Raw genomic sequence first — 24,362 nt, 5'->3', positions numbered from 1 at the left:
TTCCGCTCGACGGACCTTGGTCGTTCTACGCCTAGAAAACAAAACGCTGGTCGGATGCGTGCATCCGACCAGCGTCGCGCATTTGCGTCAACCTATTTCAGAAAGCCGTTCTTCTTCAGGAAGTCTTCGGCAACCGTCTTGGCCGGTTCACCACCGACTTGGACGCGGCCATTCAACTCCTGCAGTGTCACCAGATCGAGTTTCTCGAAGACCGGCTTCAGCAGGGACTCGATCTGAGGATTTTCCTTCAGCACTGCCTCGCGAATGATCGGAGCCGGCTGGTAGATCGGCTGGACTGCCTTGTCGTCTTCCAACACCACGAGGCCGGAGGGGGCGATGCCGCCATCGGTGCCGTAGACCATCGCGGCATTGGCACCATTCGTCTGGTTAGCAGCCGCAGCGATTGTCGCTGCCGTATCGCCACCCGAAAGCGTGATCAGCTGCTCCGGCTTCAACGTGAAGGCGTAGGTCGTCTGGAATGCGGGAAGCGCTGCTGCCGAGTTGACGAATTCGGACGATGCGGCGAGCACGATGTTTCCGCCGCCGGCAACATACTTGCCGAAATCGGACAACGTCGCCAGCTTGTTGGCTTCAGCGACGTCCTTGCGCAGCCCGATTGCCCAGGTGTTGTTGGCCGGCGATGGCGTCAGCCAGACAATCTTGTTGGCGTCGTAGTCGAGCTTCTTGGCGGACTCGTAGGCCTTCGCCGCGTCCTTCCAGACCGGGTCATCGGCCTTCTCGAAGAAGAAGGCGGCATTGCCGGTGTACTCCGGGTAGATGTCGATCTCGCCGGCGGTGATCGCCTTGCGCACCACCGGTGTAGCACCGAGCTGTACGCGGTCTACAGTTTTGATATTATTGGCATTCAACACAGCAAGGATGATGTTGCCGAGCACACCGCCTTCTGTATCGATCTTGGAGGACACCACGACGTCGGCGTTGGCGGCGGCTGCAGTGAGTGTCAAGGCAAAGGCTGTCCCGATAAGCAGTTTGGTCAGGCGCATGGAGATCTCCCTCGAAATTCAGTCCCGCAGTTTGATCACGGAATATTCGCGTCGTCCGGGCAAGCCATTCCATATATGTCAGTCTTCGACGAAAAATAGAGCTGCACGCAGGAAGTGCGGCGCGCGAAAAATTCCAACATCAAGTAACGCGATCGAAAGCATCAACTACCGCATGGGGCAGCGTAGGATTGGACGTTGCAATCAACAGCGTTGTCGGTCACTCTGATTGAGGCCCGCCGGAAACATCCGCTTTCACTCTTGGTTGCGATGCCGCTCGATCCGAACCGCTTGGGGGCTGGCGGCGCGGGTTCGCCCGGCGAACGTTCGGGGAATTGATGTCGATCTATCTTCTCGCGCTTCTCATCGGCGTGGTCGCCGGCCTTCGCGTCATGACTGCACCTGCCGCCGTCAGCATTGGTGCGGCCGCCGGCTGGTTGCCGCTTTCCGGCACCTGGGCAGCCTTCATGGGCTTCCGCTTTACGCCTTACATTTTCGGGCTCCTCGCGCTCGTTGAATTCGTCACCGACCAGTTGCCGAGCACACCGAGCCGCAAGGTGCCGCAACAGTTCGGCGCACGCATCGTCAGCGGCGGATTCTGCGGTGCGGTGCTGGGCACTGCCGGCGGTTCGTTGGTCGGCGGCCTGATTGCCGGCGTCATCGGCGCCGTGATCGGCACGCTTGGTGGCTATGAGGCGCGCAAACGCCTGGTCGCAGCCACCGGCGGTAAGGACCTGCCGATTGCCCTGCTGGAAGACGTCGTTGCAGTGCTGCTCGCGCTCTGGGTGGTGTCCTCGGTCCTATGACAAAACATTTCGACGCCATCATCATCGGCGCAGGCCAGGCGGGACCATCATTGGCCGGTCGTCTGGCCGCGGCCGGCAAGGCCGTGGCGCTTATCGAGCGCAAGCTCTTCGGCGGCACCTGCGTCAACACCGGCTGCATGCCGACCAAGGCGATGGTCGCCAGCGCCTACGCCGTGCACATGGCGCGTCGCGGTGCCGATTTCGGCGTGACAACCGGCCCGGTTTCGGTCGATTTCAAGCGCGTCATGGCGCGCAAGGACAAGGTGAGGACCGACGCCCGCACGGGCGTTGAAAACTGGCTCAAGGGGATGGAAAACTGCACCGTCATCGAAGGTCATGCCCAATTTGAGGACCCGCACACGATCCGGGTGGGCGAAGAAATCCTCACTGCCGACCAGATTTTCCTGAACACCGGCGGTCGGGCGGCAGTACCGGATTTTCCCGGTGTCGACGACGTGCCTTTTCTCACCAATGTGTCGATGATGGACCAGGATGTTCTTCCAAGGCATCTGATCATCGTCGGCGGCAGTTATATCGGCCTTGAATTCGCCCAGATGTTCCGCCGCTTTGGCTCCGAGGTAACGGTGATCGAGAAGGGCCCGAAGCTGATTGCCCGCGAAGACCCAGATGTCTCAGATGCGGTCCTTGCGATCCTGGAGAAGGAGGGCATCCGGTTTCGGCTCAACGCCGAATGCATTCGTTTCGCCAGGCGAGGCGACGATGTCGTCGCCGGCGTCGATTGCACCTCGGGCGCGCCGGAGGTCACCGGCTCACATCTGCTGCTTGCGACGGGCCGCCGGCCGAACACCGACGATCTCGGGCTCGACAGGGCGGGCGTAAAGACCGACGCGCACGGCTATATTGAGGTCGATGACGCCTTGCGGACCAACGTGCCGCACATCTTCGCCATGGGAGATTGCAACGGCCGCGGCGCCTTCACCCACACTGCCTATAACGACTTCGAGATCGTCGCCGCCAACCTGCTCGACGGCGAGCCGCGGCGCGTCAGCGACCGCATCTCCACCTATGCGCTCTATATCGACCCGCCGCTCGGGCGCGCCGGCATGAGCGAGACCGAGGCGCGCAAGACCGGCCGCAAGATTGCCGTCGGTAGGAGGCCGATGACCCGGGTCGGCCGGGCGGTCGAAAAAGGCGAGACCGAGGGATTCATGAAGGTTGTCGTCGACGCCGACAGCAAGGAGATCCTCGGCGCATCGATCCTGGGCACCGGCGGCGACGAAGCGGTTCAGAGCATTCTCGACGTCATGTACGCCAAGAAGCCCTACACCACGATCACCCATGCGGTGCACATTCACCCGACGGTTTCGGAGCTTATCCCGACGGTCTTCGGGGATCTCGCGCCGGCAAACTGACGGTCGGCAAGCCGACCGTCAGGTGTTGGTTCAGACCAGCGCAGAGCGTGCGAGATGGTAGAAATACATCGCGCCACGTTCGAGGATTTCGTCGTTGAAGTCGTAGCGCGTGGTGTGGAGCCCGCTGCTCTCACCATTGCCAATCAGCACGTAGGCGCCGGGAACCTCTTCGAGCAGGAAGGAAAAGTCCTCGCTGCCCATCAACGGCTGGGCGAGTTCGACGAACGCGCCTTCACCGAATTTCTCGCTGATCACGGCGCGCGCCTCTGCGACCGCCTCCGCGTCGTTGATGGTCGCGGGATAACCGACCTGCCAGCCGAAAGTAACATCGGCATTGAAGCTCTGCGCCTGGAAACGCGCAATCTGCTCGACGCGCTCCTGCAACTGCTTTCGCACGGCAGGATCGGTTGCCCGCATGCTGATCTCCAGCACTGCGGTGTCGGGAATGATGTTGGACGCCGAGCCCGATTGGAACGAACCGACGGTCACGACCGAGGGCTGATGCGGCGAGACGTTGCGCGACACGAGCGTCTGCAGCGCCATGACGACGCTTGAGCCGACGACCACCGGATCGACCGTCAGTTCCGGCTGCGCCCCATGGCCGCCTTTGCCCCTGATCGTCAGCGTCAGCACATCGATCGAGGCGGCCATGGCACCGGCGCGCGTCGAGAAGGTACCGGCCGGCAGACCTGGCCAGTTGTGAAGCGCAAAGACGCGCTCGCAGGGAAAGCGCTTGAACAGGCCGTCCTCGATCATCAGCTTGCCGCCGCCGAAATTCTCCTCGGCGGGCTGGAAGATCAGATGCACGGTTCCGTTGAAACTCGCATCCTGCGACAGCGCCCAGGCGGCGCCCAGCAGCATGCTCGTGTGACCGTCATGGCCGCAGGCATGCATCGCGCCGGGATGCTGGCTCTGATAGGCGAGTCCTGTTTCTTCCTGCATCGGCAGCGCATCCATGTCGGCACGAAAGCCGATCGACCGGTTGCTGTTGCCGCGCTTCAGTGTCGCGACGATGCCGGTCGTTGCAAGCCCGCGCGTCACCTCGAAGCCCCAGGACTGCAGCAGGCCGGCGACGAATTCCGAGGTCTTCACTTCAGACAGGCCGATCTCCGGCATCTCGTGCAGCTTGTGGCGGATATTGACGAGTTCAGGCAGGAATTTCGACAGGATCGCGTCGCGCATGGTGTTCTCCTCAAGCCATCTGCAGGAACTGGCGCAGGCGCGCCGACTTCGGGTCACGCATGACCTGCGACGGGGCGCCGCGTTCTTCAACGAGCCCCTTGTGAAGGAAGATGACTTCGCTGGAGATGTCGCGCGCCAGCGACATTTCATGCGTCACCATCACCATGGTGCGCCCCTCCTCCGCCAGTTTCTTGATGACCAGCAGCACCTCGTTGACGAGTTCCGGGTCCAGCGCCGATGTCGGCTCGTCGAAGAGCATCACATCGGGTTTCATCGCCAAAGCCCGCGCGATCGCTGCGCGTTGCTGCTGGCCGCCCGAAAGCTGGTTGGGATAGTGGTCGCGCTTCGGCGTGATGCCGACCTTCTCCATCAGCACCTCGGCCTCGCCGACGGCGTCCTTGCGCGTCATGCCAAGCACATGCATCGGCCCCTCGATGATGTTTTCGAGGATGGTCTTGTGGGACCAGAGATTGAAGCTCTGGAACACCATGCCGAGGCGGGTGCGGATATGCTCGAGCTGGCGCTTGTCGGCGGCAACGAGCTTGCCGTCCTTGCCCTTCAACGTCCTGATCACTTCGCCCGATACCGAGATTTCGCCCTCGTCGGGCGTCTCGAGATAGTTGATGCAGCGCAGCAGCGTGCTTTTGCCAGAGCCGCTGCTGCCGATCAGCGAAATGACGTCGCCGGATTTCGCTTCGAACGAAACACCCTTGAGTACCTCGACCGAGCCGAAGCTCTTGTGGATGTTCTTCACTGACAGTGCGGTTGCGACCATCATCGTTCCTCCCGTGGCGCCTCTGCGCGCCGTGTACCTATGCCTTCGCCGTGCGGTAGCGGGTCAGCCGCTTTTCGACGACGTTCATCACTCGCGTCAGAATGAAGACGACGGTGAAATAGATGATGCCGGCCGCGATCAACGGCTCGAAGATCAACAGCGACTGACGCTGCAGCATGCGCGCGGTGCCCATCACCTCGAGAATGGTGATCGTCGAGGCGAGCGAGGTCGTCTTCAAAAGGATGATCAGATCGCCCGTCAGAACCGGCAAGCAGGATCGCAGCGCCTGCGGCAGCGTGATCCGCCTGAGTATCATCGACGATCGCATGCCGATCGATTTTGCGGCCTCGATCTGCCCACGCGGGATCGCCTTGATCGCGCCGCGGATGACTTCGGCATTGTAGGCCGCCTGGTTGAGGCTGAGCGCGAAGATCGCGTACCACAGGCCGTCGCGAAGATACGGCCACAGGAAGCTGTGGCGAACCCAGGTTCCCGGCAGGACCTGCCCGAGGCCGTAATAGATGAGATAAATCTGCACGAGTAGCGGCGTACCGCGAAACGCGAAGGTGAAGACATAGGCCGGCATCGATAGGATGCGTCGGGTCGAAAGCCGGGCGAGCGCGACAAACGTGCCTATGACCAGACCGAAGACGCCGGCAACGGCGGTCAACAGCAGCGTCAGCGGGGTCGCCTTGATGAGCGCCGGCAAGAAGCCGACAACGTTGGAGATCGTTTCCATCAATTGTGCCCCCGGTTAAGGCGGCGTTCGATCTGCGCGATCACCAAGGCTGAGACAAGCGTAATCAGCAGGAACAGGACGGCCGTCAGCCCGTAGAAGAAAATGTATTGCTTGGTGCCCGCGGCAGCGCGGTAGCCGGTATAGAGCAACTCGCTGAACGAGCCGAGCACGCTGATGATGGCGCTTTCCTTGGTGATGGAAAGCCAGAGATTGCCCATGCCGGGCACGGCGTGGCGCATCATCTGCGGCAGCACGATACGGGTGAAGACCTTGCGTGGCCGCATGCCGATCGAAACCGCAGCCTCGATCTGCCCGGGCGGAACGGCGAGGAAGGCCGAACGCAGCACTTCTGTCATGAACGCGCCGGAGACGAAGGCAAGCGCGATGATTGCCGCCCAGAACGAGCTGAACTGAAACGTCTCGGCGACGAGACCAAAATGCTTCAGCAGCCGCTCAGCGCCGCTTGCCACCGAGAAATACAGAAGCAGGATAACCAGGAGTTCGGGAAGCGAACGCACGACGGTCGTGTAGATATCGGCCAGAAGACGTGGCAAGCGGTGCTTCGACAGCTTGCCGGCAGCGCCCAGCAGCCCGAAGACGACCGCGACTGCATAGGCGACCACGGATACCTGCAGCGTCATCACCAGGCCCCAGGCGAAATCATCGCCCCAGCCCTCGCCGCCCCAGGCAAGCAATTGCCAGTAATACTCCATCCGTCGCTACCTGTTCCCGATTGGTGTCGTCAGCCAAAGGCTGCGATGATGCCCCGGACGCTGCGGTCCGTTTGGCGATCGAGGGCGAAGGGCCTCGGCCCGTCGCCCTCGAAAACGTCCGTTATCACTTCTTGCCGAAGATCCACTTGTCGACGAGCGTCTTGATCTGCCCATCCTTTTCGAGAGCGGCGAGGCCGGCATTGACCTTCTCGAGGTTCGCAGCGTCGCCCTTGCGCACCGCATAGGCAACACCTTCGCCGAGTACGGCGTTCTTGGGAACCTCGACCTTGACTTCGTAGTCGGCGCCGTCAGGCGACTTCAGGAACGTCTGGATGTAGAGGTCCGGGATCAGAACGTAGTCGACGCGGCCGGCGACGAGATCGGCGACGGAGTTGTCGGCGGTATCGTAGCTCTTGGCCTCGGCGCCCGGCAGATACTTGGCGACGTAGGCCGATTGCACGCTCGACGTCTGAACGCCGATGATCTTGCCCTCGACGCTGGCCGGATCGATGATCTGGCCACCGCCGTCGGCGGCGTCGGTCGTCTTGATCTCGCTGGTGTCGGACTTGGCGCCGACGAAGGACGTGCCTTCGGTGTAGTAAGGCGTCGAGAAGTCGACGACCTTGCGGCGCTCATCGGTGATCGAGAACGCACCGATGATGAAATCGACCTTGTTTTCCTTCAGCGACGGGATGAGGCCATCCCACGCCATCTGGTTGATGTCGCACTTCACGGCCATCTTTTCGCAGAGGGCACGCGACAGGTCGGCTTCAAGGCCTTCCCATTCGCCGCCGGCGTTGACCTGCGTGAACGGCATGTAGGGCTCGGGCGTCATGCCCAGACGCAGCGTGTCCTCAGCGAAAGCAGCGCTTGCCGCCATGGTGAGGGCGATCCCCGCGAACAGGGCCGACTTGAAAGTTCTCATGATGTTTCCTCCGCGAATATTATGTCTGGATCAGAGCGTGTTGCTGAACCAGCGCAGCGACATGCAGGACAGGCCGGCGTCGATCTTGCCGATTTCAGTCGTCTTCATCGGCACGACCTTGTAGCCGAGCTTGTCGAGCATCTCGATCGTGCGCGGGAAGTCGGAGCCAACCATGACGACGTCGTTGACGCGCAGCGCATTGGCCGCCGGCTCTTCGCCTTCGGGAATAATGACCTGCTTGAAGCGGTCGAACACGCCGGACTTGGCAAGACGAGCGGTCGAGAGCACGGTTTCCTCATCGAGCAGCGAGCAATCGGTCTTGAAGTGCAATACGCCTTCCGGTGTGGTGACGATCTCGCTCTTGCGGCCGAGCTTGTCGAGGCACGCCTGCAGCGCTTCGGCGCCGACCTTGTCGGTGCGGGCGGAAAGACCGATCATCACGCTTTCGCGGGTCGTCAGCACGTCGCCGCCATCGGCAAGGCCGGTGCCCGGCAGATCGAGAACCGTCTCGAACATCGCGCGAAGCGTCGGCTCGATCTCGATGGTTTCCTTGACGCGGGTGGCAGCACCCGGACGCAGGAGGATCGCGCCTTCGGTGAACACCAGCGCCGGATCTTCGACGAAGATCGAATCCGGGAAGGCTTCGAGCGCCGGAAGCACGGTGACCTTGACGCCCGCATCCTTCATCGCAGCGATGTAGGTATCGTGCTCGGCCTTCACGCCCTCATAGGTCGGATTTCCACGGTCATCGGCACGCAGGCCGTTGACGACGGTGGTCGAGGGCGTGCGGACGATGATGTTGTTGAAATTGTAGACGGGGCGTGCTTGCGACATTTGTAGTACCTTTGGCTTGGATGAGGTGCTTCTATCGATCGGATGTGGCGGCGTAAAGCTTTTGCGTACCGGCGGGTTCTCTGCGTGACAAATGCACGCCGGCGAGCATGCAGCGCACGGAGCCGCCGGCAAGCTCGATGGTCGGCACGTCGAAGGCGAGCACGCGCGCCGAAACCTCGATCGCCTTGACCTGGTCCGGCCGAAGCGACGCAAGCGCACGCGCCGACATCACGACGACACGGCCATCGGCGCCGTCGAGTTCGATCGCGTTGCCGGCAAAATTCTCGATCTGATCGATCGTGAGATCGATGACCTGCCGGCCCGTTTCCTCCAGCCGCGCGCAAATTTCCTGTCGCCTTGCCGCGTCGGGGATCATGCTGGTGCCGATCAGCGCGAAATCCGTACCGATGCACATCAGCACATTGGTATGGTAGATCGAGTTGCCGTTGCGGTCGACCGCACCAAACACCATCGGCTCGAAGTTGAAGTGGGTGCAGAAGCGCTCCAGCGCCACCTCGTTGGTGCGGTTCGACCGGGCCGCATAGGCCACGCGACCGATATGGTCGAGCACCATGGCGCCGGTGCCTTCAAGATAGACGCCGTCCTTTTCGAGGCCTGAGTAGTCGATCACGTCCTGGACGCGATACTCGTTCTTGAGCATCTCGATGATGTCGGCGCGGCGTTCGCTCTGACGGCTTTCCGAATACATCGGATAGATGGCCACATGTCCGCCCGAATGGGTGGAGAACCAGTTGTTCGGGAACACCGAGTCCGGACGGGTCATCGTCTCGTCTTCGAACAGGTGGACGGCGACGCCGGCGGCCGACAGGCCATCAGCCATGCGCGTCACTTCATCAAAAGCGGCAGTTGCGATCGCCGAGGGCTTGCGCGCCTCGTCAGTCGACTGGAAGGCATTGTCCTTGGCCGTCATCGGGTTCGGGCCGAAATGGTGCGGACGGATCATCACGACACCCTTCGGCGCCTGTACGGACAGTCTCTTCATCTCAGGCAACGCTCCGCTCGGCAATGACAGCGGCCGCCGGCTGCTTGAACAGTCCGTAGAGATCACGCGGATGCTCCGGCTGCGTCGTCAGGTCGAGCTCGGTGTAGAAGGCCGTGCCCTGGATCCTGTCACGAAGGAAGCGCAGCGCCGAAAAGTCTTCCGTGGCAAAGCCGACGGAATCAAAGATGGTGATCTGCGAGCCCGACCGGCGGCCTTCAGCCTCGCCGGCAATCACGCGCCAGAGTTCGATCACCGGGAAGTCCGGCGCCATCTGCTGGATTTCTCCTTCGATCCGCGTCTGCTCCGGATATTCGACGAAGACATCGGCACGGCGCAGGATATCGCCCTGCAGTTCGGTCTTGCCGGGGCAGTCGCCCCCTACGGCGTTGATGTGCACGCCGGAGCCGACCATATTGTCGGAGAGGATCGTCGCGTTGCGCTTGTCGGCCGTCACCGTCGTGATGATGTCGGCGCCAGCAACGGCCTCTTCTGCGGTCTTGGCGACAACGATATCGAAATCCATGTCGGCGAGGTTCTTCAGGAACTTGTCCGCCGCTTCGATGTCGATATCGAACACCTGCAGGCGCTTGATCCCGAGCAGGGCCCGGAAGGCGAGCGCCTGGAATTCCGACTGCGCGCCAAGCCCGATGATCGCCATCGAGCGGGCATCGGGGCGAGCCAGGTACTTTGCGGCCAATGCAGAGGTCGCCGCCGTGCGCAGACCCGTCATGATCGTCATCTCGGAGACGAGGCAGGGATAACCAGTGCTGACGTCCGAGAGAACACCGAAGGCCGTCACAGTCTGCAAGCCAACATTCGGATTCTTCGGGTGGCCGTTGACGTATTTGAAGCCGTAATGCTCGCCGTCGGACGTCGGCATCAATTCGATGACCCCCGTCTTCGAATGGCTCGCCAGCCGCGGGGTTTTCTCAAAAGCGTTCCACCTGCGGAAATCGTCTTCGATATATTCCGTAAGACCCAACAGGAACGTTTCAATGCCGATCGATTTGACCAGCTCGATTACGTTGCCGACACCGACATACTGAACCACGATTTCATCTCCATCGGGAAATTCGATGAGGTCAGCGTAGGCACGCAAGAAGCGAGTTGAAATTTTAAACTTGCGCAAAATCTTGCAAAAGATTGCGCAAATTGTACAACTCATCTATAAGATTTTTATGCATATCTTCGATGACCTCGATCACCAGCTTATCTCGCTTCTGCGAGAAGACGGCCGCGCGCCCTACTCCAAGGTCGCCTCGGTTCTCGGCATATCGCGTGCAACCGTACAGACGCGCATCGACCGGCTGCTGGAAACCGGGGCGGTGCTGGGCTTCACATTGCGCGTCCGCCAGGACTATGACCAGCGCGCCATTCGGGCAATCATGATGATCGAGGTCAGCGGGCGCACGACCACAAAGGTGATCAAATTCCTTCGCGGCCTGCCCGAACTCTATGCTCTCCACACCACCAATGGCGCCTGGGACATGGTGGCCGAAATTCGCGCCAACAGCCTCAGCGACTTCGACCGCATCCTGCGCGAGGTCCGCGACGTCGAAGGCGTGCTCAACAGCGAGACGAGCATACTTCTCAGCACCATCTGACATCTGCGCGTCCCCCCGCCATCACCAATACAGGCATGACCGTGAGCCACATTCCCCAGATCGATTACGACACCGCTTCCGACGCTATCCGTGCCGCCCACGACGAGGAGGTCCAAGTCCGTGGCCGCATGACCAATATGAAGCGTACCCTCTTGCATTCGCCGACGGCGCACCGGATCTATGCCGAGTGGTTCACGCTGCGGGAGGAGTTGCGGCCTGTTCTCGACGACCGGGCGATCTGGCTGCTCTCGCATGCAATCTCCGAGGCGATGAAATCGCCGATCGCGATGGGCTTTTTCCGCCGCGCCTTCGCCAATTCCGGCGCCGACTTCCATTCCCTCGTGCCGACCGAGGACGAACAGCGGCTGATCGATTTCGGCCGGGCGATCGTCGCCAATTCAAATGCGGTGCCGGCAGAGATCTGGGACGGGTTGAAAGCGCGCTATGACAATGCGGCGCTCGTCAACCTCGTGGCATTTGCGGGGATCATGGTCGCAACCGCGCTGTTCAACAACGTGGTCGAAGTCGAATTCGATAGGGAATTGGCGCCGTTCATGGATTGAGCGGGCCGTGGCCCGAGACGGTCGGGCCACTCATACAAAGAGGGTCAATCTGCGTATCGGGTCACAAATTCCGGGTTGCCGCGCAAGGTGTTGCTGACGGTGCAGATTTCATTTTCGGCAGCCTCGGCAATGGCATGCCGGGTCGCGTCGTCAAAATCGCCTTTGATGTCGAAGACGATCTCGAATTTCCCGATCCGTGACGGTTCGTCATGGGCCTTCTCGCCCGTCACCCTGGCGCTGACTTCGGTCAACCGGTCGAGGACGCCAAAACGGCTGGCGGCAATGCGGGCGCTCAATACCAGGCAGCTGGCGAGCGAAGCATAGAGCAGGTCAAGCGGTCCGTAGCCCGGCTGCGACGGGCCCGTCACGATATCCAGTTCGCCGCCGGTAACCGAAGTCACGTGCGGAAAGCCGGTCCTGCCCACCACTGCCGTGGCGCCTGTTTCTCGCGTCCTTACCTTCACGTCTGCCATTTTACTCGCCTTCTCCAATGTTCGCAGAATCGGGTTCAGCCACTACGCAGAAGTCCCGATTCGGCCGTGGTGCCGCGGGTCACAAGTGGCCCGCGGCTCTGATATGTCCGCGCTCAGTTGCAGGTGCAAGTGAGCGCGCACAGGAATCAGTTCTTTTTGACGAGGCGGTAGAAGACGAAGTCGGAGGTAGCGCCGTTGACGTAACCTTCGACCTTGTCCTTCATCGCAACCTGAGTTGCGGCCTGGAACATGATCACGATCGGTGACGTTTCCTGCACCTTGCGCTGCAGGTCGACATAGAGCGCCGAACGCTTGGCCGGATCGGCTTCCTTCAACGCAGCTTTCGTCGCTTCGTTGAGCTCTGCCGGGACTGCCCAGCCGTTACGCCATGTGGTCGTCGACTGATACTTGTCGTCCGCATTGTCTTCGTTATAGGCGAAGGCCTTGGCGTTCGAGTGCGGGTCCATGAAATCAGGGCCCCAATAGAGCAGCATGGCCTCATGCGTACGGGCACGGTATTTGGTGATGACCTGGCTGCCGGTTCCCGGGATGATGTCGAAGTTGATGCCGGCTTCGGCGAAGGAAGCCTGCAGCGACTGTGCCATGTCGGTGAACGGCGTCGAGTTGATAACATCGAGCGTCACCTTGATCGGCGTCTGGATGCCGGCATCGGCAAGGATCTTCTTCGCCTTTTCGACATCGTAGGTATAAGGCGTTTCGTCGAGCGAGCCCGGGAAGCCCTTCGGCCAGAAGGCCTGGTGGACCTCCATCTGGCCCTTCAGGAAGCTGTCAGTCATGCCCTTGTAGTCGACGAGATAACGGGCTGCTTCCCAGACGGCTGGCGGCTGCAGGGCTGCGGCCTTCTGGTTGAACGACAGGAAGTGGACGGCCGCCTGTGGGTAGGATTCGACCTTCATGCCGCTCTTGGCCCCAAGGCTTGCGACCTGGTCGGGCGTCAGGTTCTTCGCCATGTCGACGTCGCCGGTTTCAAGCATCAGCTGCTGGGTTGCGGCTTCCGCAACGTGACGGATGATCACGCCCTTGATGGCCGGAGCGCCGGCGAAATAGTTCGGGTTGCTCTGCAGGTTCAGAAGTTCCCCGGCGCGGAAAGCCTTGAGCACGAACGGGCCGGAACCGGCCGAGTTCGCCTTGAGCCAGGCATTGCCGTAGTCGCCGTCGGCTTCGTTCGCCTTGACGGCTTCCGCGTCGACGACCGAGGCCGGACGTGCCGCCAGAACGTTGAGTACGAACGCCGACGAGAAGTCGCCTTCATACTTGATCGTGACCTTGTTGCCGTCGGCAGTCACCATCTTGTCGATATTTTCAGGTGTCCAGCCGAGCTGCGTCAGGATGAAGGCAGGCGCCTTGTTGAGCGCGACGACGCGCTTGAAGGAGTAGACAACATCTTCGCCACGCAGCGGGTTGCCGGAGGAGAAGGTGACGCCATCTCGCAGGTGGAAGGTGATCGTCTTTGCCGCATCGTCGGCGGTCCATTCGCTGGCAAGACCAGGCGAAAGCTTCAGGACGTCGGGCGCATCATATTGCACCAAACGGTCATAGGTCTGCGTCACATATTCGCCGGACGAAAACTCGTAGGCTTCGGCCGGATCGATGCTGACGATATCGTCGATGTTCTGGGCAACCACCAGCACTTCGGCCGGGGTCTCCGCCAAAGCTGCCGGAGCCACGCTCAGCATAAGGGATGCCGCGAAAACCGCGGCCTTGAACATTCTCATCATCGCTCTCCTATTTTCGATGAGGTTTGGTTTTTGTTGTCGTCGCCGGCTTGGGGGTTGCCTGAGGCATACCGGTCTCGTTGGGCAAGGGTGTACGGGATCGGAACAGAGGCAGGGTGCCGGTCCAGATCAGCCGGACGGGCCGATCCGTCTTGTTCCACCAGTAGTGTGGCTGGATACCCCGAAAATGCAGGCCGTCGCCGGGGGTAAGTGTGGTCTCGTCGTCATCGAGACCGAACAGGATTTCGCCCTGCAGGACGTACACCAGTTCCTCGCCCTCATGGCTGAACACCTCCGAGCGGTGTCCGGCGGGGATGGTGATGACGAAGCTGGATAGCTGGTTCCCGGCAAAGTCCGCACCGATCCGCTCATAGGACACCGGCGAGCCGCCGACGGAAAAGACCATGCGCTCGCTGGCGCGTGACAGACCGGTATCGATCGCCGGTGCCAGGATGAAGTGGTTGAGCTCGGCGTTCAGCCCCTGGGCGATCTGCGCAAGCGTGCCGAGGGAAGGCATGGCGAGATCGCGCTCGATCTGGCTGAGATAGCCAACCGATACCCCCGCAGCATCGCTCAGCGCCTGCAGCGTCATATGCATCTGCCGCCGGCGCGCACGCAACAGCGCGCCGATCCGCGGCTGGCCCGCAGTCGCGGCCCTGGCGGATGCGGTCTCTGCATCCTCAGATGGCACGGTCACAATGGATTCTCCTCACCAGTAAAATTTTTTTGATTTAAGCAAACTTATTTATATACTCCAAGCGAATTCTTGCGCTATCGACAGCCGCGACCGCAAGCGAACGAGGGATGGAATCGCCACGTGGCAAACAACAACACGACTACAGCGCCCGCGCCGACGCGCCGCGCCGGGGCACAAAGCCCGGGCAGACGGCGCCTTTTTTCGCTGCTTGGCTTTCTCGTCACGCTTGGCGTGACCTTCATCGGGCTGCTCGCAATCACCTTCTTCATCGGCCGCATCGTGCCGATCGACCCAGTGCTCGCCGTCGTCGGCGACCGTGCCCCCGTCGCCGTCTATGAGCGCGTCCGCGAGGAAATGGGTCTCGATCGACCGCTGGCCGCCCAGTTCGTCAGCTATGTCGGCGATGTGGTCACCGGCAACTTCGGCACGGCAGTATCAACCGGCAAGCCGGTGATCGAGGATCTCGCCCGGGTCTTCCCGGCGACGCTGGAGATGGCGACGCTCGGCATCATCCTCGGCGTACTGATCGGCGTGCCGCTCGGCGTCGTCGCCGCAAGCCGCCGCGGCTCCTGGCTCGATCAGGGCATCCGCGTCGTCGGCCTGCTCGGTTATTCGGTGCCGGCCTTCTGGCTCGGCCTCGTCGGGCTCGCCGTCTTCTACGCGAAGCTGAAATGGGTCGGCGGCCCTGGTCGGGTCGATATCTTCTACGACGGCGTCGTCACCCCGATCACCGGCCTTATCCTCGTCGACAGCATCATCGCCGGCGACTGGGAGATCTTCCGCAACGCGGTCTGGCATCTCATCCTGCCGGCGTCCTGCCTCGGCTTCTTCTCGCTTGCCTATATCGCCCGCATGACACGGTCCTTCATGCTCGATCAGTTGAGCCAGGAATATGTGACGACGGCGCGGGTCAAGGGCGTTCCGGAACGGCTCGTGATCTGGCGCCATGCCTTCCGCCCGATCCGCGTGCCGCTGATCACCGTCATAGGGCTTTCCTATGCCGGCCTGCTCGAAGGCTCCGTGATGATCGAGACGATCTTTTCGTGGCCCGGCATCGGCAACTACCTGACCGTCGCCCTGCTCAACGCCGACATGGCGGCCGTCCTCGGCTCGACCCTGGTGATCGGCGCGGTCTTCATCGGCATCAACAAGATATCGGACGTGCTCTATCGCGTGCTCGATCCGCGTGCGCGCTAGGGAGAAGCGGACATGACAACACTTCGCGACTGGCTGATCGACGACAGCCCCGCCTCGCCGATGCAAGCGCGCCTTGGCAGGTTCTACCGGATTTTCGGCGCGCTGATGCACAATCCGCTCGCCGTGGTCGGCGCGATCATCATCCTGGTGCTCGTGTTGACCGCACTGTTCGCACCCTGGATCGCGACGCATGATCCGCTTCGCCAGGCACTCGGCGAGCGCCTGCTGCCGCCAAGTGCCGAGCATTGGATGGGAACCGACGAACTCGGCCGCGATATCTGGTCGCGCGTCGTCTACGGTGCACGCATCACGCTGGCGATTGTGACGCTGGTGGCGGTGCTCGCAGCGCCCGCCGGCCTGGTGATCGGTGTTGCCGCCGGCTATTTCGGCGGCTGGGTCGATCGCATCCTCATGGGCATCACCGACATTTTCCTGTCGCTGCCCAAGCTGATCCTGGCGCTTGCCTTTGTCGCGGCGCTTGGTCCCGGCATCGAAAATGCGATCATCGCCATCGCCATCACCTCCTGGCCGGGTTACGCCCGTGTCGCCCGTGCCGAGACGATGACCTTCAAGAACTCGGAATTCATCTCGGCCGTGCGGCTGCTCGGTGCGTCGAGCCTCCGGGTCAATCTCGGTCACGTCCTGCCGCTCTGCACCTCTTCGATGATCGTGCGCGTCACGCTGGACATGGCCGGCATCATCCTGACGGCAGCCGGCCTCGGCTTTATCGGGCTGGGCGCCCAGCCGCCGCTTCCCGAATGGGGTGCGATGATCTCGCGCGGCCGTTCCTTCATTCTCGACCAGTGGTGGGTGGCAACCATGCCAGGCTTTGCCATCATCCTCGTCAGCCTCGGCTTCTGCTTCCTTGGAGACGGTCTGCGCGATGTGCTCGATCCGAAGAGCGGGGAGCAACGCTGATGAACCCGCTTCTCGAAATCGAAAACCTGCGCGTCACCTTCCCGACGCCGCGCGGCGACCTTGAGGTCGTCCGTGGCCTCTCCTTCACGCTCGGCCGCGAACGCCTTGGGATCGTCGGCGAGAGCGGTTCGGGAAAGTCGATGACCGGCCGCTCGATCCTGAAACTGGTGCGCGCACCGGGCCGGGTAACGGCAGACAAGCTGACCTTCGACGGCATCGACCTGCTGACACGCTCCGAACGGCAGATGCGCCCGATCCGCGGCGCCCGCATCTCGATGGTGATGCAGGACCCGAAGTTCTCGCTGAACCCGGTGATGACGATCGGCGAACAGATCGCCGAGGCCTTGCTGACGCATCAGCGTATGCCGCGCCGCGAAGTGAACAACCGCGTTCTGACCATGCTGGAATCGGTCCGGATCGCCGACCCGGAGCGCGTTGCGAAACTTTACCCGCACGAAGTTTCCGGCGGCATGGGCCAGCGCGTCATGATCGCAATGATGCTGATCCCGGAACCCGACCTCCTGATCGCCGACGAACCGACTTCGGCGCTCGACGTCTCGGTGCAGGCACAGGTCCTCGACATCATCGACGAACTGGTCAAGCGCAAGGGCATGGGCCTGATCTTCATCAGCCACGACCTCAACCTTGTTTCGAGCTACTGCGACCGGATCCTGGTGATGAACACCGGCGAGGTCGTGGAAGAGTGCAAGGCGGGCGAATTGATGAATGCCAAACACCCCTATACCCGTGGTCTGATCGCTTCGATCCCGCGTCTCGACGAAACCCGGACCGAGCTTCCCGTGCTCGACCGCAGCGCATGGGCAAAGAAATGACGGCGCTTTCCCTCAAGAACCTCGACATCTTCTACGGCGACGCGCACATCACGCACGACGTCAATCTCGAGATTGCCGATGGCGAAAGCTTTGCGCTCGTCGGCGAGAGCGGCTCGGGCAAGTCGACGGTGCTGAAGGCAATCGCCGGCCTTGCTCCCGAGTGGACCGGAGAGATCAACGTCTTCGGCAAGCCGCGCAGCCACGGTATCGACCGGGCCTTCTCCCGTCAGTGCCAGATGGTGTTTCAGGATCCCTACGGTTCGCTGCATCCGCGCAAGACCGTCGATGCCACGCTCGGCGAAGCGTTGACCATTCACGGCATCGGAAATCGCAGCGCGCGTATTGAAGAAGTGATGTCCTCCGTCGGCCTCGACCGGAAATTCCGCTTCCGCTTTCCGCACCAGCTCTCCGGCGGCCAGCGCCAGCGCGTCGCCATTGCGCGTGCACTGATGCTGAAGCCGAAGGTGCTGTTGCTCGACGAGCCTACCTCGGCACTCGACGTGTCGGTACAGGCGGAAATCCTGAACCTGCTCAAGCGTTTGCGGCAGGAACAGAACCTGACTTTCCTCATGGTCACCCACAACCTTCCAGTCGTTTCCTTCCTTTGCGACCGGCTGGCAGTGATGCGGCAGGGCCGCATCGTCGAAGTGGCCGATGTCGCCGACCTCAAGCGTGGCGACCTCAAGGACCCCTATTCGCGCGAACTGATGCACATCAGCGCAGCGCACGCGAACTAATCAACATTCCAAGGACTTATGATGAACAGTGAACAGATCGCTGCCGCGTTGGCTGAATTCGACGCGGCGATTGCCAAGGACATCGACGCGGACGCCGTATGGGGCGCGCTTCAGACGCTTTGCCGCCAGGTGATCGGCGCCAAGCTCTTCACGATCATGACCGTCGACATGGTCAACGAAGTCGCCCGTCGCGCCTATACCTCGCATCCGGAGGAATACCCGACCTCCGGCACCAAGCCGATCCGCTACGACAGCTGGTTCGACATCGTGCACAAGGCGCATCAGACCTTCGTCGCCAATACGATTGTCGACATCTCCAAGGTATTCGGCGACCACGAAACGATCTGGGCACTCGGCTGCGGATCGGTCGCCAACATCCCCGTCGTTGTCGGTGGCGAACTGCTCGGAACCGTCAACTGCCTCGACGTCGAACATCATTACACGCCCGAGCGCGTTGCCCTGTCGAAGCATCTGGAACTGCCGGCCAAGCTGGCTTTCCTCGCCGCCGCTCGCTCGGCCAAGAACTGACATGTCGTGGCCGGGGGCATCGATTGCCCTCGGCCACGCCTTTGCCTCAGCGACCGATCGCCATGCCGGTCTGCTTCAGGAAGAAGTGCATCTTCTGCGTCTCGATCGGGACCTCGATCGTGTCGTCCGGCCTGACCCGCGATGCCGCGTGGATCTGTGCGGTGAACGCTGCCTGACCGACCTTGCCGAGCGCCAGTGTGTGCGGCCCCAGGGGCTCGATATCGCGTACCTGCACGGAGAGCTTCGGCGCATCGACGTCCGACGCCATCGTGTGCTCCGGGCGAATGCCAAGCACGACGGCCTGACCGATGAAAGCGCCGAGTTTCTCGGCTCGTGTGTCTGGTATCCTGGCTGCGATGCCACCATCCGCCTTGAACCATAGCCCGCCGTCGCCGCGCTCGAGCGTTCCCTCGACGAAATTCATGCTCGGCGCGCCGATGAATGCCGCGACGAACAGATTGCTCGGCGCCTCGTAGAGGGTGATCGGATCGGCGGCCTGTTCGATGCGTCCCTGATTCATGACGACGACGCGGTCGGCCATGGTCATGGCCTCGACCTGATCGTGGGTCACGTAGACGGCAGTCGTCTGAAGACGTCGATGCAACAGCTTGATTTCCGTGCGCATTTCAATGCGCAGCTTGGCGTCGAGGTTCGACAGCGGCTCATCGAACAGGAAAACATCGGGCTGGCGGACGATCGCGCGACCGATGGCGACGCGCTGGCGCTGGCCACCGGAAAGGGCGCTCGGCTTGCGATTGAGGTAGGCGCCGAGATTGAGAATACGGGCCGCCTCGGCGACGGATTTTTCGATGTCGGCCTTCGAAGTGCCCCGCACCTTCATGCCGTAGCCGATGTTCTCGGCCACCGTCATATGCGGGTAGAGCGCGTAATTCTGGAACACCATCGAGCAATTGCGCAGGCCCGGGCGTAAATCGGTGACGTCACGCTCGCCGATCCGCACCGTGCCCGAAGATGCCGTCTCAAGGCCGGCAATCATGCGCAGGGTGGTCGTCTTGCCGCAACCGGACGGCCCGACGAGAACGACGAACTCCCGGTCGGCGATTTCAAGATCGAGCGGCGGGATGACGGTGATGTTACCGAAGGACTTGGTGATCTGCTCCAACCGGACCTGGGACATGCTGACGCCTTTTCTGCTGACGATAGCCGGCGCGAAAAGCGACCGGGATACTGCATAATCCCTCAAATCGACATCGATCTGAGGAGAACTTTATGCAGCAGGTTTCAAGCGCCACAGCGTCTTTAGTGCGCCATATCTGACGCGCGGCGCTGTAGCGTAGCTGCAACCGGGACGGTGCGCCCCGGCCGCAGATATCGAGAAACCCGCCCCGGTCACTTCGGAGCGGGCGCTGGCTCATCCTATTTCTGTGGCAGGCCCATCGATGCGCGATAGGCAGCAAGCTGCTTGTCACGACCGAATTCGTCCGTCAGCTTGTTCCACTGCTCAGCGACGCTATCAAGCGCCTGTTGCGGTGTGACTTCGCCGGCAAGTGCCTTGGAAAGTTCGATTTCAAGCACTTCGGTGTAGGAGAAATAGCCCGGCAAACGCATGTCGAGCGCGATGTTCTTCGCGGTCACCGCCTCCTTCTGCGCGCCCAGGTACTCCTTGGCTTCACGCTCGGAGAAGATCTTCGACCAGAGATCGACATTGGTCGTGTGGGAGATGCGATAGGGATTGACGCCGGTACCGCCGGTGATCGCCGCCTGGCCGGAGACGGCAGGGCTCGACAGATACTGAATGTAGTTCCAGGCCGCTTCCTGCTTGGTCGACGATGCGGGTACCGCCGCCTGCCAGCCGCCGAACGCCATGAAGGAGGTCTGCACGACGTGGTCGAACTTGTCCCACTTCTTGGTCTTGTAGTTCCAGACCTCGTCCGAACCCGGCAAGGACGCCGAGCCGACATTGCCTGCCACCTTCGACTGCTTCGGGTCGGCGCCGATAACGCCGGTATCGCCCCAGCCGATCGACTCGGCAACCTGGCCGCCGGCAAACGCCGCGTTCACTTCGCCGAAAGAGAAGTTCAGGGCATTCGGCGGAGCGAGCTTCGAGGCGCGGATATATTCCTCGAGGCCGCGGACCCAGCCGGGATTGTTGACCTGCGCATCCATCGTGTCCGGATCGAAGAACATGCCGCCTGGATTGTCGGGATGGCTGGTGTAGCCGGCAACGTGGCTGAAGAGGAACCAGAACTGCTGGCCGCCGCGGCGGAAGGCTTCGGCCGTTCCCCACAGGTTGTTGGAGGGCTGGTTGAAATATTCGGCGATGTCGAGATACTGCTTCCAGGTCTTCGGCGGCGCCAGATCGTAGCCGTATTTCGCCTTGAAGGCCTTCTGGTTGTCGGCATTCTCGAACAGGTCGATACGATAGCTGTAAGTATGGGCGTCACCATCCATCGTCTGTGACAGGATCTTGCCGTTCCAGACCATCAACTGTTCGCGATAGACCGGTGCGATATCCTCCCAGTCGGCGCCTTTCTGCATGTCGGCGGGCATTTCCGACAGGAAATCGGTAAAGTCCGGCGCCCAAGCCGGCGCAAAGGCGATGACGTCAAAGGCATCTTCGCCCGATGTCAACGACGTAACGATTTTCGGATAGAGTTCCGACCACGGAAACTCGACCACCTTTACCTTGCCGCAGGTCTTTTCCTCCCAACCCTTGGCCGCAAGTTGCAGCGCGGACGCGATATAAGGCCCGGTCTGCGTGGTCGCCGTCAGTTCGACGCCGGAATAATCGGGGTCGCAGGCGAGTGCCGTGCCGGTGCTTGCCATGGCAAGGACACCCAGCGACGCTGATGTCAGTAGCAGTTTCCTCATTCTTTCCTCCCTTGAATGAATTCTTGCCGAAAAACAGGTCGTTATTTGATCGCCCCCAGCAGCAGACCGGAGCGCATGAGCCGGCTCAACAGCCCGGCCATGACCATCATCGGAATGATCGCCACCAGCGCGGCGGCGGAGATTGCCCACCACTCGTCGCCGCGCTGGCTGTTCTGACCAGCCACGAGGATCGGCAGCGTCTGCCATCTCGAATTGGTCAGGAACAGCGCGAACAGGAACTCGTTCCAGACGAAGGCTAGCGTGATCATGAATGTCGCGATCAACCCCGGCTTCGACATCGGCAGAACGATGCCGAAGAAAATCCGCCAGGACGGAACGTTGTCGACCATGGCCGCCTCTTCGACTTCGACTGGCAGCGCTTCGAAGAAATCGCGCATCAGCCAGATGACGATCGGCAGCGAGAAGGCGACATAGGCGAAGGTCAGGCCGATATAGCTATCGACCAGCTTGAAGCCGAGCTTGCCCATTTCGGTGTACATCAGATAGAGCGCGAAGGCGGCAACGATTGGCGGGAACATGCGCTGGCTGACGAACCAGAAGACGATGTCGTTGTTGCCGAGTTCAGGCCCCGGCAACCGGAAGCGACTTGAGAACACCGCCAGCGCCAAGGCGGCGATGAAGGCGTAGATCAGCGAGATCCCCTGCCCGAAGCCGAGCACATTGCGACCGAGCAGGAAGCCGCCGAAGGCGATGACGACGAAGATTAGGGCGGAGGCCAGCCGGAAGCGGAAGGTAAAGCGCACCAGCGCATAAGCTGCCATCGCGCCGATGCCTGTCGCGAGGATAGACGCTGAAAGGCCGATGATCGTCGAGGCCAGGAAGGTGTTGTAGAACTGGCCGCGCTGGCCGGACAGAAGTTCGCGCCAGGCCGTGAGGCTCGGCTCGAAATCGACGAAGGGCAGATAGGTCGGCCCGCCGACGACGGCGATCGGCGTCTTGAACGACGTGATCAGGACCCAATAGAGCGGGAAGAAAGTAATGGCGAGCCAGATGAGGCAACCGCCGAGCGCGGCCCAACGCCGTTTCCCCTTGAGGGTGCGCACGCTCATTTGTGCTTCTCCAGATACGGCTTGAGGATGGCGAGATAGACGAGGCCGATCACCGTGATGACGATCAGGAACAGAAACGACAGCGCCGAGGTGTAGCCGAGATTGAATTTCTTGAAGCCCTCCTGATAGGCAAAGAGCGTCAGCGTTTCGGTCGAGATTCCAGGCCCGCCGCCCGTCATCACGAAGACCGTGTCGATAATCTTGTAGCTTTCGATCAGCCGGATGAAGACGACAGCAACAGAGATCGGCAGCAGCATCGGAAAGGTGATGTCGCGGAACTGTTGCCAGGGTGTCGCGTTCTCCAGCGCCGCGGCCTCGTAGACGTCATCGGGCAGCGTCTGCAGCCCGGCCAGCAGCATCAGAATGACAAAAGGCGTCCATTGCCAGACCTCGACGGCGATAATCGACCCGAGCGCCCAACTCGTCTGCGTCAGGAACGGCAAATTGGGAAAACCGAGAGCACTCATCAACTCGTTGAGCGGACCCATCGTCGGATTGAGAACCTGACGGGCGATCAGCGCCACAGCAACCGGGGCCACCAGCATCGGCAATAGAAAGCTGACGCGAAAGATGCCCTCGCCCGCCACACGGGAATTAAGCGCAAGCGCGACGGAAAGGCCGATCACATATTGCAGGCCGACGGAGATGAACGCGATCAGCGTGGTCGTGCCCGCAACATGCCAGAAGCGTGGGTTCTGTAAGAGATCCGCATAGTTGCCAAAACCGACGAAACGCGCCGGCATCGGCGGCACCAGACGCATGCTCATGAAACTGGTGGTCAGCGAATAGATCAACGGAAAGATGGAAATCACCAGGACGATGATGAGAGCCGGCCAGATGAAAAAGTGCTTGATCGGGTCGTTGCGCGTGGTCATGCGGCCGCCCCTCGCCCAAGTAGAGCCTCTATCTCCGCAAGGGTCGGCATGGCAGGTGCTGTGCCGCGGCGGGTAACCGAGATTCCGGCCGTCGCGCAGCCGAAGCGTGCTGCCTCAACCGGGGCCAATCCCCGCGCCAGTGCCGCCGAGAACCCGCCGACGAAGGCATCGCCCGCACCGGTCGTGTCGATAACCGCGCCGCTTGCCATCGCCGGGACGAAAACGGACTGGCTCTCACTGTGGAGAAGGACGCCCCGTTCGCCGAGAGTGATCAACGCGGACTTTGCGCCCTTCTTCAGAAGGGCGTCACCTGCCCGCCGCGCATCGTCGGCCGTGGCAAGAGCAAATCCGACCAGCGCTGCCGCTTCGGTCTCGTTCGGCACGATGTAATCGCAAAGCGGGTAGATCGCATCCGGGAAGGGTTCCGCCGGCGCCGGATTGAAGACGGTGACGACACCTGCCGCATGTGCGATTTCGAGCGCTCGCTGGGCGGCAGCCGCAGGCTGCTCCAGCTGCGTGACGAAGATGCGCGATCCTTCGATCGTTTCTCGCGCCGCCTCGACATCGTCGATACCGATCGACCCGGCCGCACCGGGATAGACGATGATCGCGTTCTCGCCATTCTGGTCGTTGACGTAGATGAAGGCCGCACCGGTCGGAAGGTCGTCCATCTGGACGATCTTGGGTGTCACGCCTGCCTCGGCATAGGTACGAAGCGCCATCTCGCCGAAGGTATCGCGCCCGATTTTCGAGATGAAGGAAACCTGACTGCCCGCCCGCGCTGCGGCGACGGCCTGGTTCGACCCCTTGCCACCCGGCCCGACCGAAAAGCCGCTGCCGGTAATCGTTTCGCCGACAACGGGCATGCGCCGCGCCAGATAGGCCGTATCGGCCACGAAGATCCCCAGGATCGAAACACCAACCTTCATTCCTGCCTCCCCTGGTCAG

The 24,362-nt window shown here is 61.6% G+C and carries 26 protein-coding genes; 9 read left to right on the top strand and 17 right to left on the bottom strand.

Annotated features, from left to right (window positions below; genetic code table 11):
* Positions 1 to 92: 92 nt before the first annotated feature.
* Positions 93 to 1,004 (bottom strand): ABC transporter substrate-binding protein, encoded by a 912-nt coding sequence (locus IB264_RS16435; protein WP_025428647.1) that lies wholly within the window; start codon positions 1,002 to 1,004, stop codon positions 93 to 95.
* A gap of 335 nt (positions 1,005 to 1,339) precedes the next feature.
* On the opposite strand from IB264_RS16435, the gene IB264_RS16430 reads away from it, so the two are divergent.
* Both IB264_RS16430 and IB264_RS16425 read left to right on the top strand, forming a co-directional pair.
* The gene (locus IB264_RS16430; protein WP_025428646.1) at positions 1,340 to 1,807 is read left to right on the top strand and encodes a membrane protein; all 468 of its coding nucleotides are present in this window, start codon (positions 1,340 to 1,342) and stop codon (positions 1,805 to 1,807) included.
* Positions 1,804 to 3,180, top strand: a complete 1,377-nt coding sequence (locus IB264_RS16425; RefSeq protein ID WP_025428645.1) for an FAD-containing oxidoreductase — start codon at positions 1,804 to 1,806, stop codon at positions 3,178 to 3,180. Before IB264_RS16430 ends, IB264_RS16425 begins: the two co-directional genes overlap by 4 nt.
* A gap of 30 nt (positions 3,181 to 3,210) precedes the next feature.
* On the opposite strand, the gene IB264_RS16420 is transcribed toward IB264_RS16425, so the two are convergent.
* The 8 genes from IB264_RS16420 to IB264_RS16385 form a co-directional block, all read right to left on the bottom strand.
* The gene (locus IB264_RS16420; RefSeq protein WP_025428644.1) at positions 3,211 to 4,362 is read right to left on the bottom strand and encodes a M20 aminoacylase family protein; all 1,152 of its coding nucleotides are present in this window, start codon (positions 4,360 to 4,362) and stop codon (positions 3,211 to 3,213) included.
* Positions 4,363 to 4,372: 10 nt separating this feature from the next.
* Positions 4,373 to 5,137, bottom strand: coding sequence for an ABC transporter ATP-binding protein (locus IB264_RS16415; RefSeq protein WP_025428643.1), 765 nt, complete (start codon positions 5,135 to 5,137; stop codon positions 4,373 to 4,375).
* Positions 5,138 to 5,174: 37 nt separating this feature from the next.
* On the bottom strand, positions 5,175 to 5,876 hold the full coding sequence (locus tag IB264_RS16410) for an ABC transporter permease (RefSeq protein WP_025428642.1): 702 nt from the start codon (positions 5,874 to 5,876) through the stop codon (positions 5,175 to 5,177).
* Positions 5,876 to 6,589, bottom strand: coding sequence for an ABC transporter permease (locus IB264_RS16405; protein WP_025428641.1), 714 nt, complete (start codon positions 6,587 to 6,589; stop codon positions 5,876 to 5,878). The genes IB264_RS16410 and IB264_RS16405 overlap by 1 nt, the downstream gene beginning before the upstream one ends.
* 124 nt (positions 6,590 to 6,713) lie before the next feature.
* The gene (locus IB264_RS16400; protein ID WP_025428640.1) at positions 6,714 to 7,514 is read right to left on the bottom strand and encodes a transporter substrate-binding domain-containing protein; all 801 of its coding nucleotides are present in this window, start codon (positions 7,512 to 7,514) and stop codon (positions 6,714 to 6,716) included.
* A 30-nt stretch (positions 7,515 to 7,544) separates the two neighbouring features.
* The gene (locus tag IB264_RS16395; protein ID WP_025428639.1) at positions 7,545 to 8,348 is read right to left on the bottom strand and encodes a dimethylarginine dimethylaminohydrolase family protein; all 804 of its coding nucleotides are present in this window, start codon (positions 8,346 to 8,348) and stop codon (positions 7,545 to 7,547) included.
* 31 nt (positions 8,349 to 8,379) lie between these two features.
* On the bottom strand, positions 8,380 to 9,351 hold the full coding sequence (gene ctlX, locus IB264_RS16390; protein WP_025428638.1) for a citrulline utilization hydrolase CtlX: 972 nt from the start codon (positions 9,349 to 9,351) through the stop codon (positions 8,380 to 8,382).
* A gap of 1 nt (position 9,352) precedes the next feature.
* Positions 9,353 to 10,405, bottom strand: a complete 1,053-nt coding sequence (locus IB264_RS16385) for an ornithine cyclodeaminase (RefSeq protein ID WP_309141653.1) — start codon at positions 10,403 to 10,405, stop codon at positions 9,353 to 9,355.
* 124 nt (positions 10,406 to 10,529) lie between these two features.
* Between IB264_RS16385 and IB264_RS16380 the strand changes: the two genes are divergently transcribed.
* Together IB264_RS16380 and IB264_RS16375 are read left to right on the top strand one after the other, a co-directional pair.
* Positions 10,530 to 10,955: an Lrp/AsnC family transcriptional regulator gene (locus IB264_RS16380; RefSeq protein WP_025428636.1), complete on the top strand. Its 426-nt coding sequence runs from the start codon at positions 10,530 to 10,532 to the stop codon at positions 10,953 to 10,955.
* A gap of 41 nt (positions 10,956 to 10,996) precedes the next feature.
* Positions 10,997 to 11,518, top strand: a complete 522-nt coding sequence (locus IB264_RS16375; protein WP_038578194.1) for a hypothetical protein — start codon at positions 10,997 to 10,999, stop codon at positions 11,516 to 11,518.
* 44 nt (positions 11,519 to 11,562) lie between these two features.
* Here IB264_RS16375 and IB264_RS16370 read toward each other — a convergent pair whose 3' ends face one another.
* From IB264_RS16370 to IB264_RS16360, 3 genes are all read right to left on the bottom strand, one after another.
* Positions 11,563 to 11,991, bottom strand: coding sequence for an OsmC family protein (locus IB264_RS16370; protein ID WP_025428635.1), 429 nt, complete (start codon positions 11,989 to 11,991; stop codon positions 11,563 to 11,565).
* Positions 11,992 to 12,137: 146 nt separating this feature from the next.
* On the bottom strand, positions 12,138 to 13,727 hold the full coding sequence (locus IB264_RS16365; protein WP_192433837.1) for an ABC transporter substrate-binding protein: 1,590 nt from the start codon (positions 13,725 to 13,727) through the stop codon (positions 12,138 to 12,140).
* Positions 13,728 to 13,737: 10 nt separating this feature from the next.
* Positions 13,738 to 14,424, bottom strand: coding sequence for a helix-turn-helix domain-containing protein (locus IB264_RS16360; RefSeq protein WP_025428633.1), 687 nt, complete (start codon positions 14,422 to 14,424; stop codon positions 13,738 to 13,740).
* Between the two features lie 120 nt (positions 14,425 to 14,544).
* On the opposite strand from IB264_RS16360, the gene IB264_RS16355 reads away from it, so the two are divergent.
* Genes IB264_RS16355 through IB264_RS16335 form a run of 5 tightly spaced genes read left to right on the top strand, consistent with a single transcriptional unit; the run spans position 14,545 to position 18,637 of the window.
* Positions 14,545 to 15,621 (top strand): ABC transporter permease, encoded by a 1,077-nt coding sequence (locus IB264_RS16355; protein ID WP_025428632.1) that lies wholly within the window; start codon positions 14,545 to 14,547, stop codon positions 15,619 to 15,621.
* Between the two features lie 12 nt (positions 15,622 to 15,633).
* Positions 15,634 to 16,539, top strand: coding sequence for an ABC transporter permease (locus IB264_RS16350; RefSeq protein WP_025428631.1), 906 nt, complete (start codon positions 15,634 to 15,636; stop codon positions 16,537 to 16,539).
* Positions 16,539 to 17,372, top strand: coding sequence for an ABC transporter ATP-binding protein (locus IB264_RS16345; RefSeq protein WP_025428630.1), 834 nt, complete (start codon positions 16,539 to 16,541; stop codon positions 17,370 to 17,372). Before IB264_RS16350 ends, IB264_RS16345 begins: the two co-directional genes overlap by 1 nt.
* Positions 17,369 to 18,109, top strand: coding sequence for an ABC transporter ATP-binding protein (locus IB264_RS16340; RefSeq protein WP_025428629.1), 741 nt, complete (start codon positions 17,369 to 17,371; stop codon positions 18,107 to 18,109). The genes IB264_RS16345 and IB264_RS16340 overlap by 4 nt, the downstream gene beginning before the upstream one ends.
* A gap of 21 nt (positions 18,110 to 18,130) precedes the next feature.
* A complete protein-coding gene (locus IB264_RS16335) occupies positions 18,131 to 18,637 on the top strand; it encodes a GAF domain-containing protein (RefSeq protein ID WP_025428628.1) in 507 nt (168 codons plus the stop codon).
* A 46-nt stretch (positions 18,638 to 18,683) separates the two neighbouring features.
* Here the strand turns inward: IB264_RS16335 and IB264_RS16330 are convergent, their stop codons facing one another.
* From IB264_RS16330 to rbsK, 5 genes are all read right to left on the bottom strand, one after another.
* Complete coding sequence (locus tag IB264_RS16330; RefSeq protein WP_025428627.1) at positions 18,684 to 19,775, bottom strand: ABC transporter ATP-binding protein; 1,092 nt, start codon at positions 19,773 to 19,775, stop codon at positions 18,684 to 18,686.
* A gap of 239 nt (positions 19,776 to 20,014) precedes the next feature.
* Positions 20,015 to 21,469, bottom strand: coding sequence for an ABC transporter substrate-binding protein (locus tag IB264_RS16325; RefSeq protein ID WP_025428626.1), 1,455 nt, complete (start codon positions 21,467 to 21,469; stop codon positions 20,015 to 20,017).
* Between the two features lie 41 nt (positions 21,470 to 21,510).
* Entirely contained in the window at positions 21,511 to 22,539 is a 1,029-nt protein-coding gene (locus IB264_RS16320; protein ID WP_025428625.1) for a carbohydrate ABC transporter permease, read from the bottom strand.
* The gene (locus IB264_RS16315; RefSeq protein ID WP_025428624.1) at positions 22,536 to 23,414 is read right to left on the bottom strand and encodes a carbohydrate ABC transporter permease; all 879 of its coding nucleotides are present in this window, start codon (positions 23,412 to 23,414) and stop codon (positions 22,536 to 22,538) included. The genes IB264_RS16320 and IB264_RS16315 overlap by 4 nt, the downstream gene beginning before the upstream one ends.
* Entirely contained in the window at positions 23,411 to 24,343 is a 933-nt protein-coding gene (gene rbsK, locus IB264_RS16310) for a ribokinase (protein ID WP_025428623.1), read from the bottom strand. Before rbsK ends, IB264_RS16315 begins: the two co-directional genes overlap by 4 nt.
* Positions 24,344 to 24,362 lie beyond the last annotated feature (19 nt).

The sequence above is a fragment of the Ensifer sp. ENS11 genome, from assembly GCF_014851895.1.
GTDB classification, from domain to species: Bacteria; Pseudomonadota; Alphaproteobacteria; order Rhizobiales; family Rhizobiaceae; genus Ensifer; species Ensifer canadensis.
The sequence above is the reverse complement of the archived record's forward strand: the minus strand, read 5'-3'. Positions and strand labels throughout refer to the sequence as shown.

What these genes read in the sequence shown, in the direction of transcription:
- IB264_RS16415 (WP_025428643.1), bottom strand. Translation starts at nt 5,137, where the DNA reads ATGGTCGCAACCGCACTGTCAGTGAAGAACATCCACAAGAGCTTCGGC.
- IB264_RS16420 (WP_025428644.1), bottom strand. Translation starts at nt 4,362, where the DNA reads ATGCGCGACGCGATCCTGTCGAAATTCCTGCCTGAACTCGTCAATATC.
- IB264_RS16425 (WP_025428645.1), top strand. Translation starts at nt 1,804, where the DNA reads ATGACAAAACATTTCGACGCCATCATCATCGGCGCAGGCCAGGCGGGA.
- IB264_RS16320 (WP_025428625.1), bottom strand. Translation starts at nt 22,539, where the DNA reads ATGAGCGTGCGCACCCTCAAGGGGAAACGGCGTTGGGCCGCGCTCGGC.
- IB264_RS16370 (WP_025428635.1), bottom strand. Translation starts at nt 11,991, where the DNA reads ATGGCAGACGTGAAGGTAAGGACGCGAGAAACAGGCGCCACGGCAGTG.
- IB264_RS16315 (WP_025428624.1), bottom strand. Translation starts at nt 23,414, where the DNA reads ATGACCACGCGCAACGACCCGATCAAGCACTTTTTCATCTGGCCGGCT.
- ctlX (WP_025428638.1), bottom strand. Translation starts at nt 9,351, where the DNA reads ATGAAGAGACTGTCCGTACAGGCGCCGAAGGGTGTCGTGATGATCCGT.
- IB264_RS16325 (WP_025428626.1), bottom strand. Translation starts at nt 21,469, where the DNA reads ATGAGGAAACTGCTACTGACATCAGCGTCGCTGGGTGTCCTTGCCATG.
- IB264_RS16435 (WP_025428647.1), bottom strand. Translation starts at nt 1,004, where the DNA reads ATGCGCCTGACCAAACTGCTTATCGGGACAGCCTTTGCCTTGACACTC.
- IB264_RS16430 (WP_025428646.1), top strand. Translation starts at nt 1,340, where the DNA reads ATGTCGATCTATCTTCTCGCGCTTCTCATCGGCGTGGTCGCCGGCCTT.
- IB264_RS16365 (WP_192433837.1), bottom strand. Translation starts at nt 13,727, where the DNA reads ATGAGAATGTTCAAGGCCGCGGTTTTCGCGGCATCCCTTATGCTGAGC.
- IB264_RS16400 (WP_025428640.1), bottom strand. Translation starts at nt 7,514, where the DNA reads ATGAGAACTTTCAAGTCGGCCCTGTTCGCGGGGATCGCCCTCACCATG.
- IB264_RS16345 (WP_025428630.1), top strand. Translation starts at nt 16,539, where the DNA reads ATGAACCCGCTTCTCGAAATCGAAAACCTGCGCGTCACCTTCCCGACG.
- IB264_RS16330 (WP_025428627.1), bottom strand. Translation starts at nt 19,775, where the DNA reads ATGTCCCAGGTCCGGTTGGAGCAGATCACCAAGTCCTTCGGTAACATC.
- IB264_RS16340 (WP_025428629.1), top strand. Translation starts at nt 17,369, where the DNA reads ATGACGGCGCTTTCCCTCAAGAACCTCGACATCTTCTACGGCGACGCG.
- rbsK (WP_025428623.1), bottom strand. Translation starts at nt 24,343, where the DNA reads ATGAAGGTTGGTGTTTCGATCCTGGGGATCTTCGTGGCCGATACGGCC.
- IB264_RS16405 (WP_025428641.1), bottom strand. Translation starts at nt 6,589, where the DNA reads ATGGAGTATTACTGGCAATTGCTTGCCTGGGGCGGCGAGGGCTGGGGC.
- IB264_RS16380 (WP_025428636.1), top strand. Translation starts at nt 10,530, where the DNA reads ATGCATATCTTCGATGACCTCGATCACCAGCTTATCTCGCTTCTGCGA.
- IB264_RS16350 (WP_025428631.1), top strand. Translation starts at nt 15,634, where the DNA reads ATGACAACACTTCGCGACTGGCTGATCGACGACAGCCCCGCCTCGCCG.
- IB264_RS16335 (WP_025428628.1), top strand. Translation starts at nt 18,131, where the DNA reads ATGAACAGTGAACAGATCGCTGCCGCGTTGGCTGAATTCGACGCGGCG.
- IB264_RS16410 (WP_025428642.1), bottom strand. Translation starts at nt 5,876, where the DNA reads ATGGAAACGATCTCCAACGTTGTCGGCTTCTTGCCGGCGCTCATCAAG.
- IB264_RS16395 (WP_025428639.1), bottom strand. Translation starts at nt 8,348, where the DNA reads ATGTCGCAAGCACGCCCCGTCTACAATTTCAACAACATCATCGTCCGC.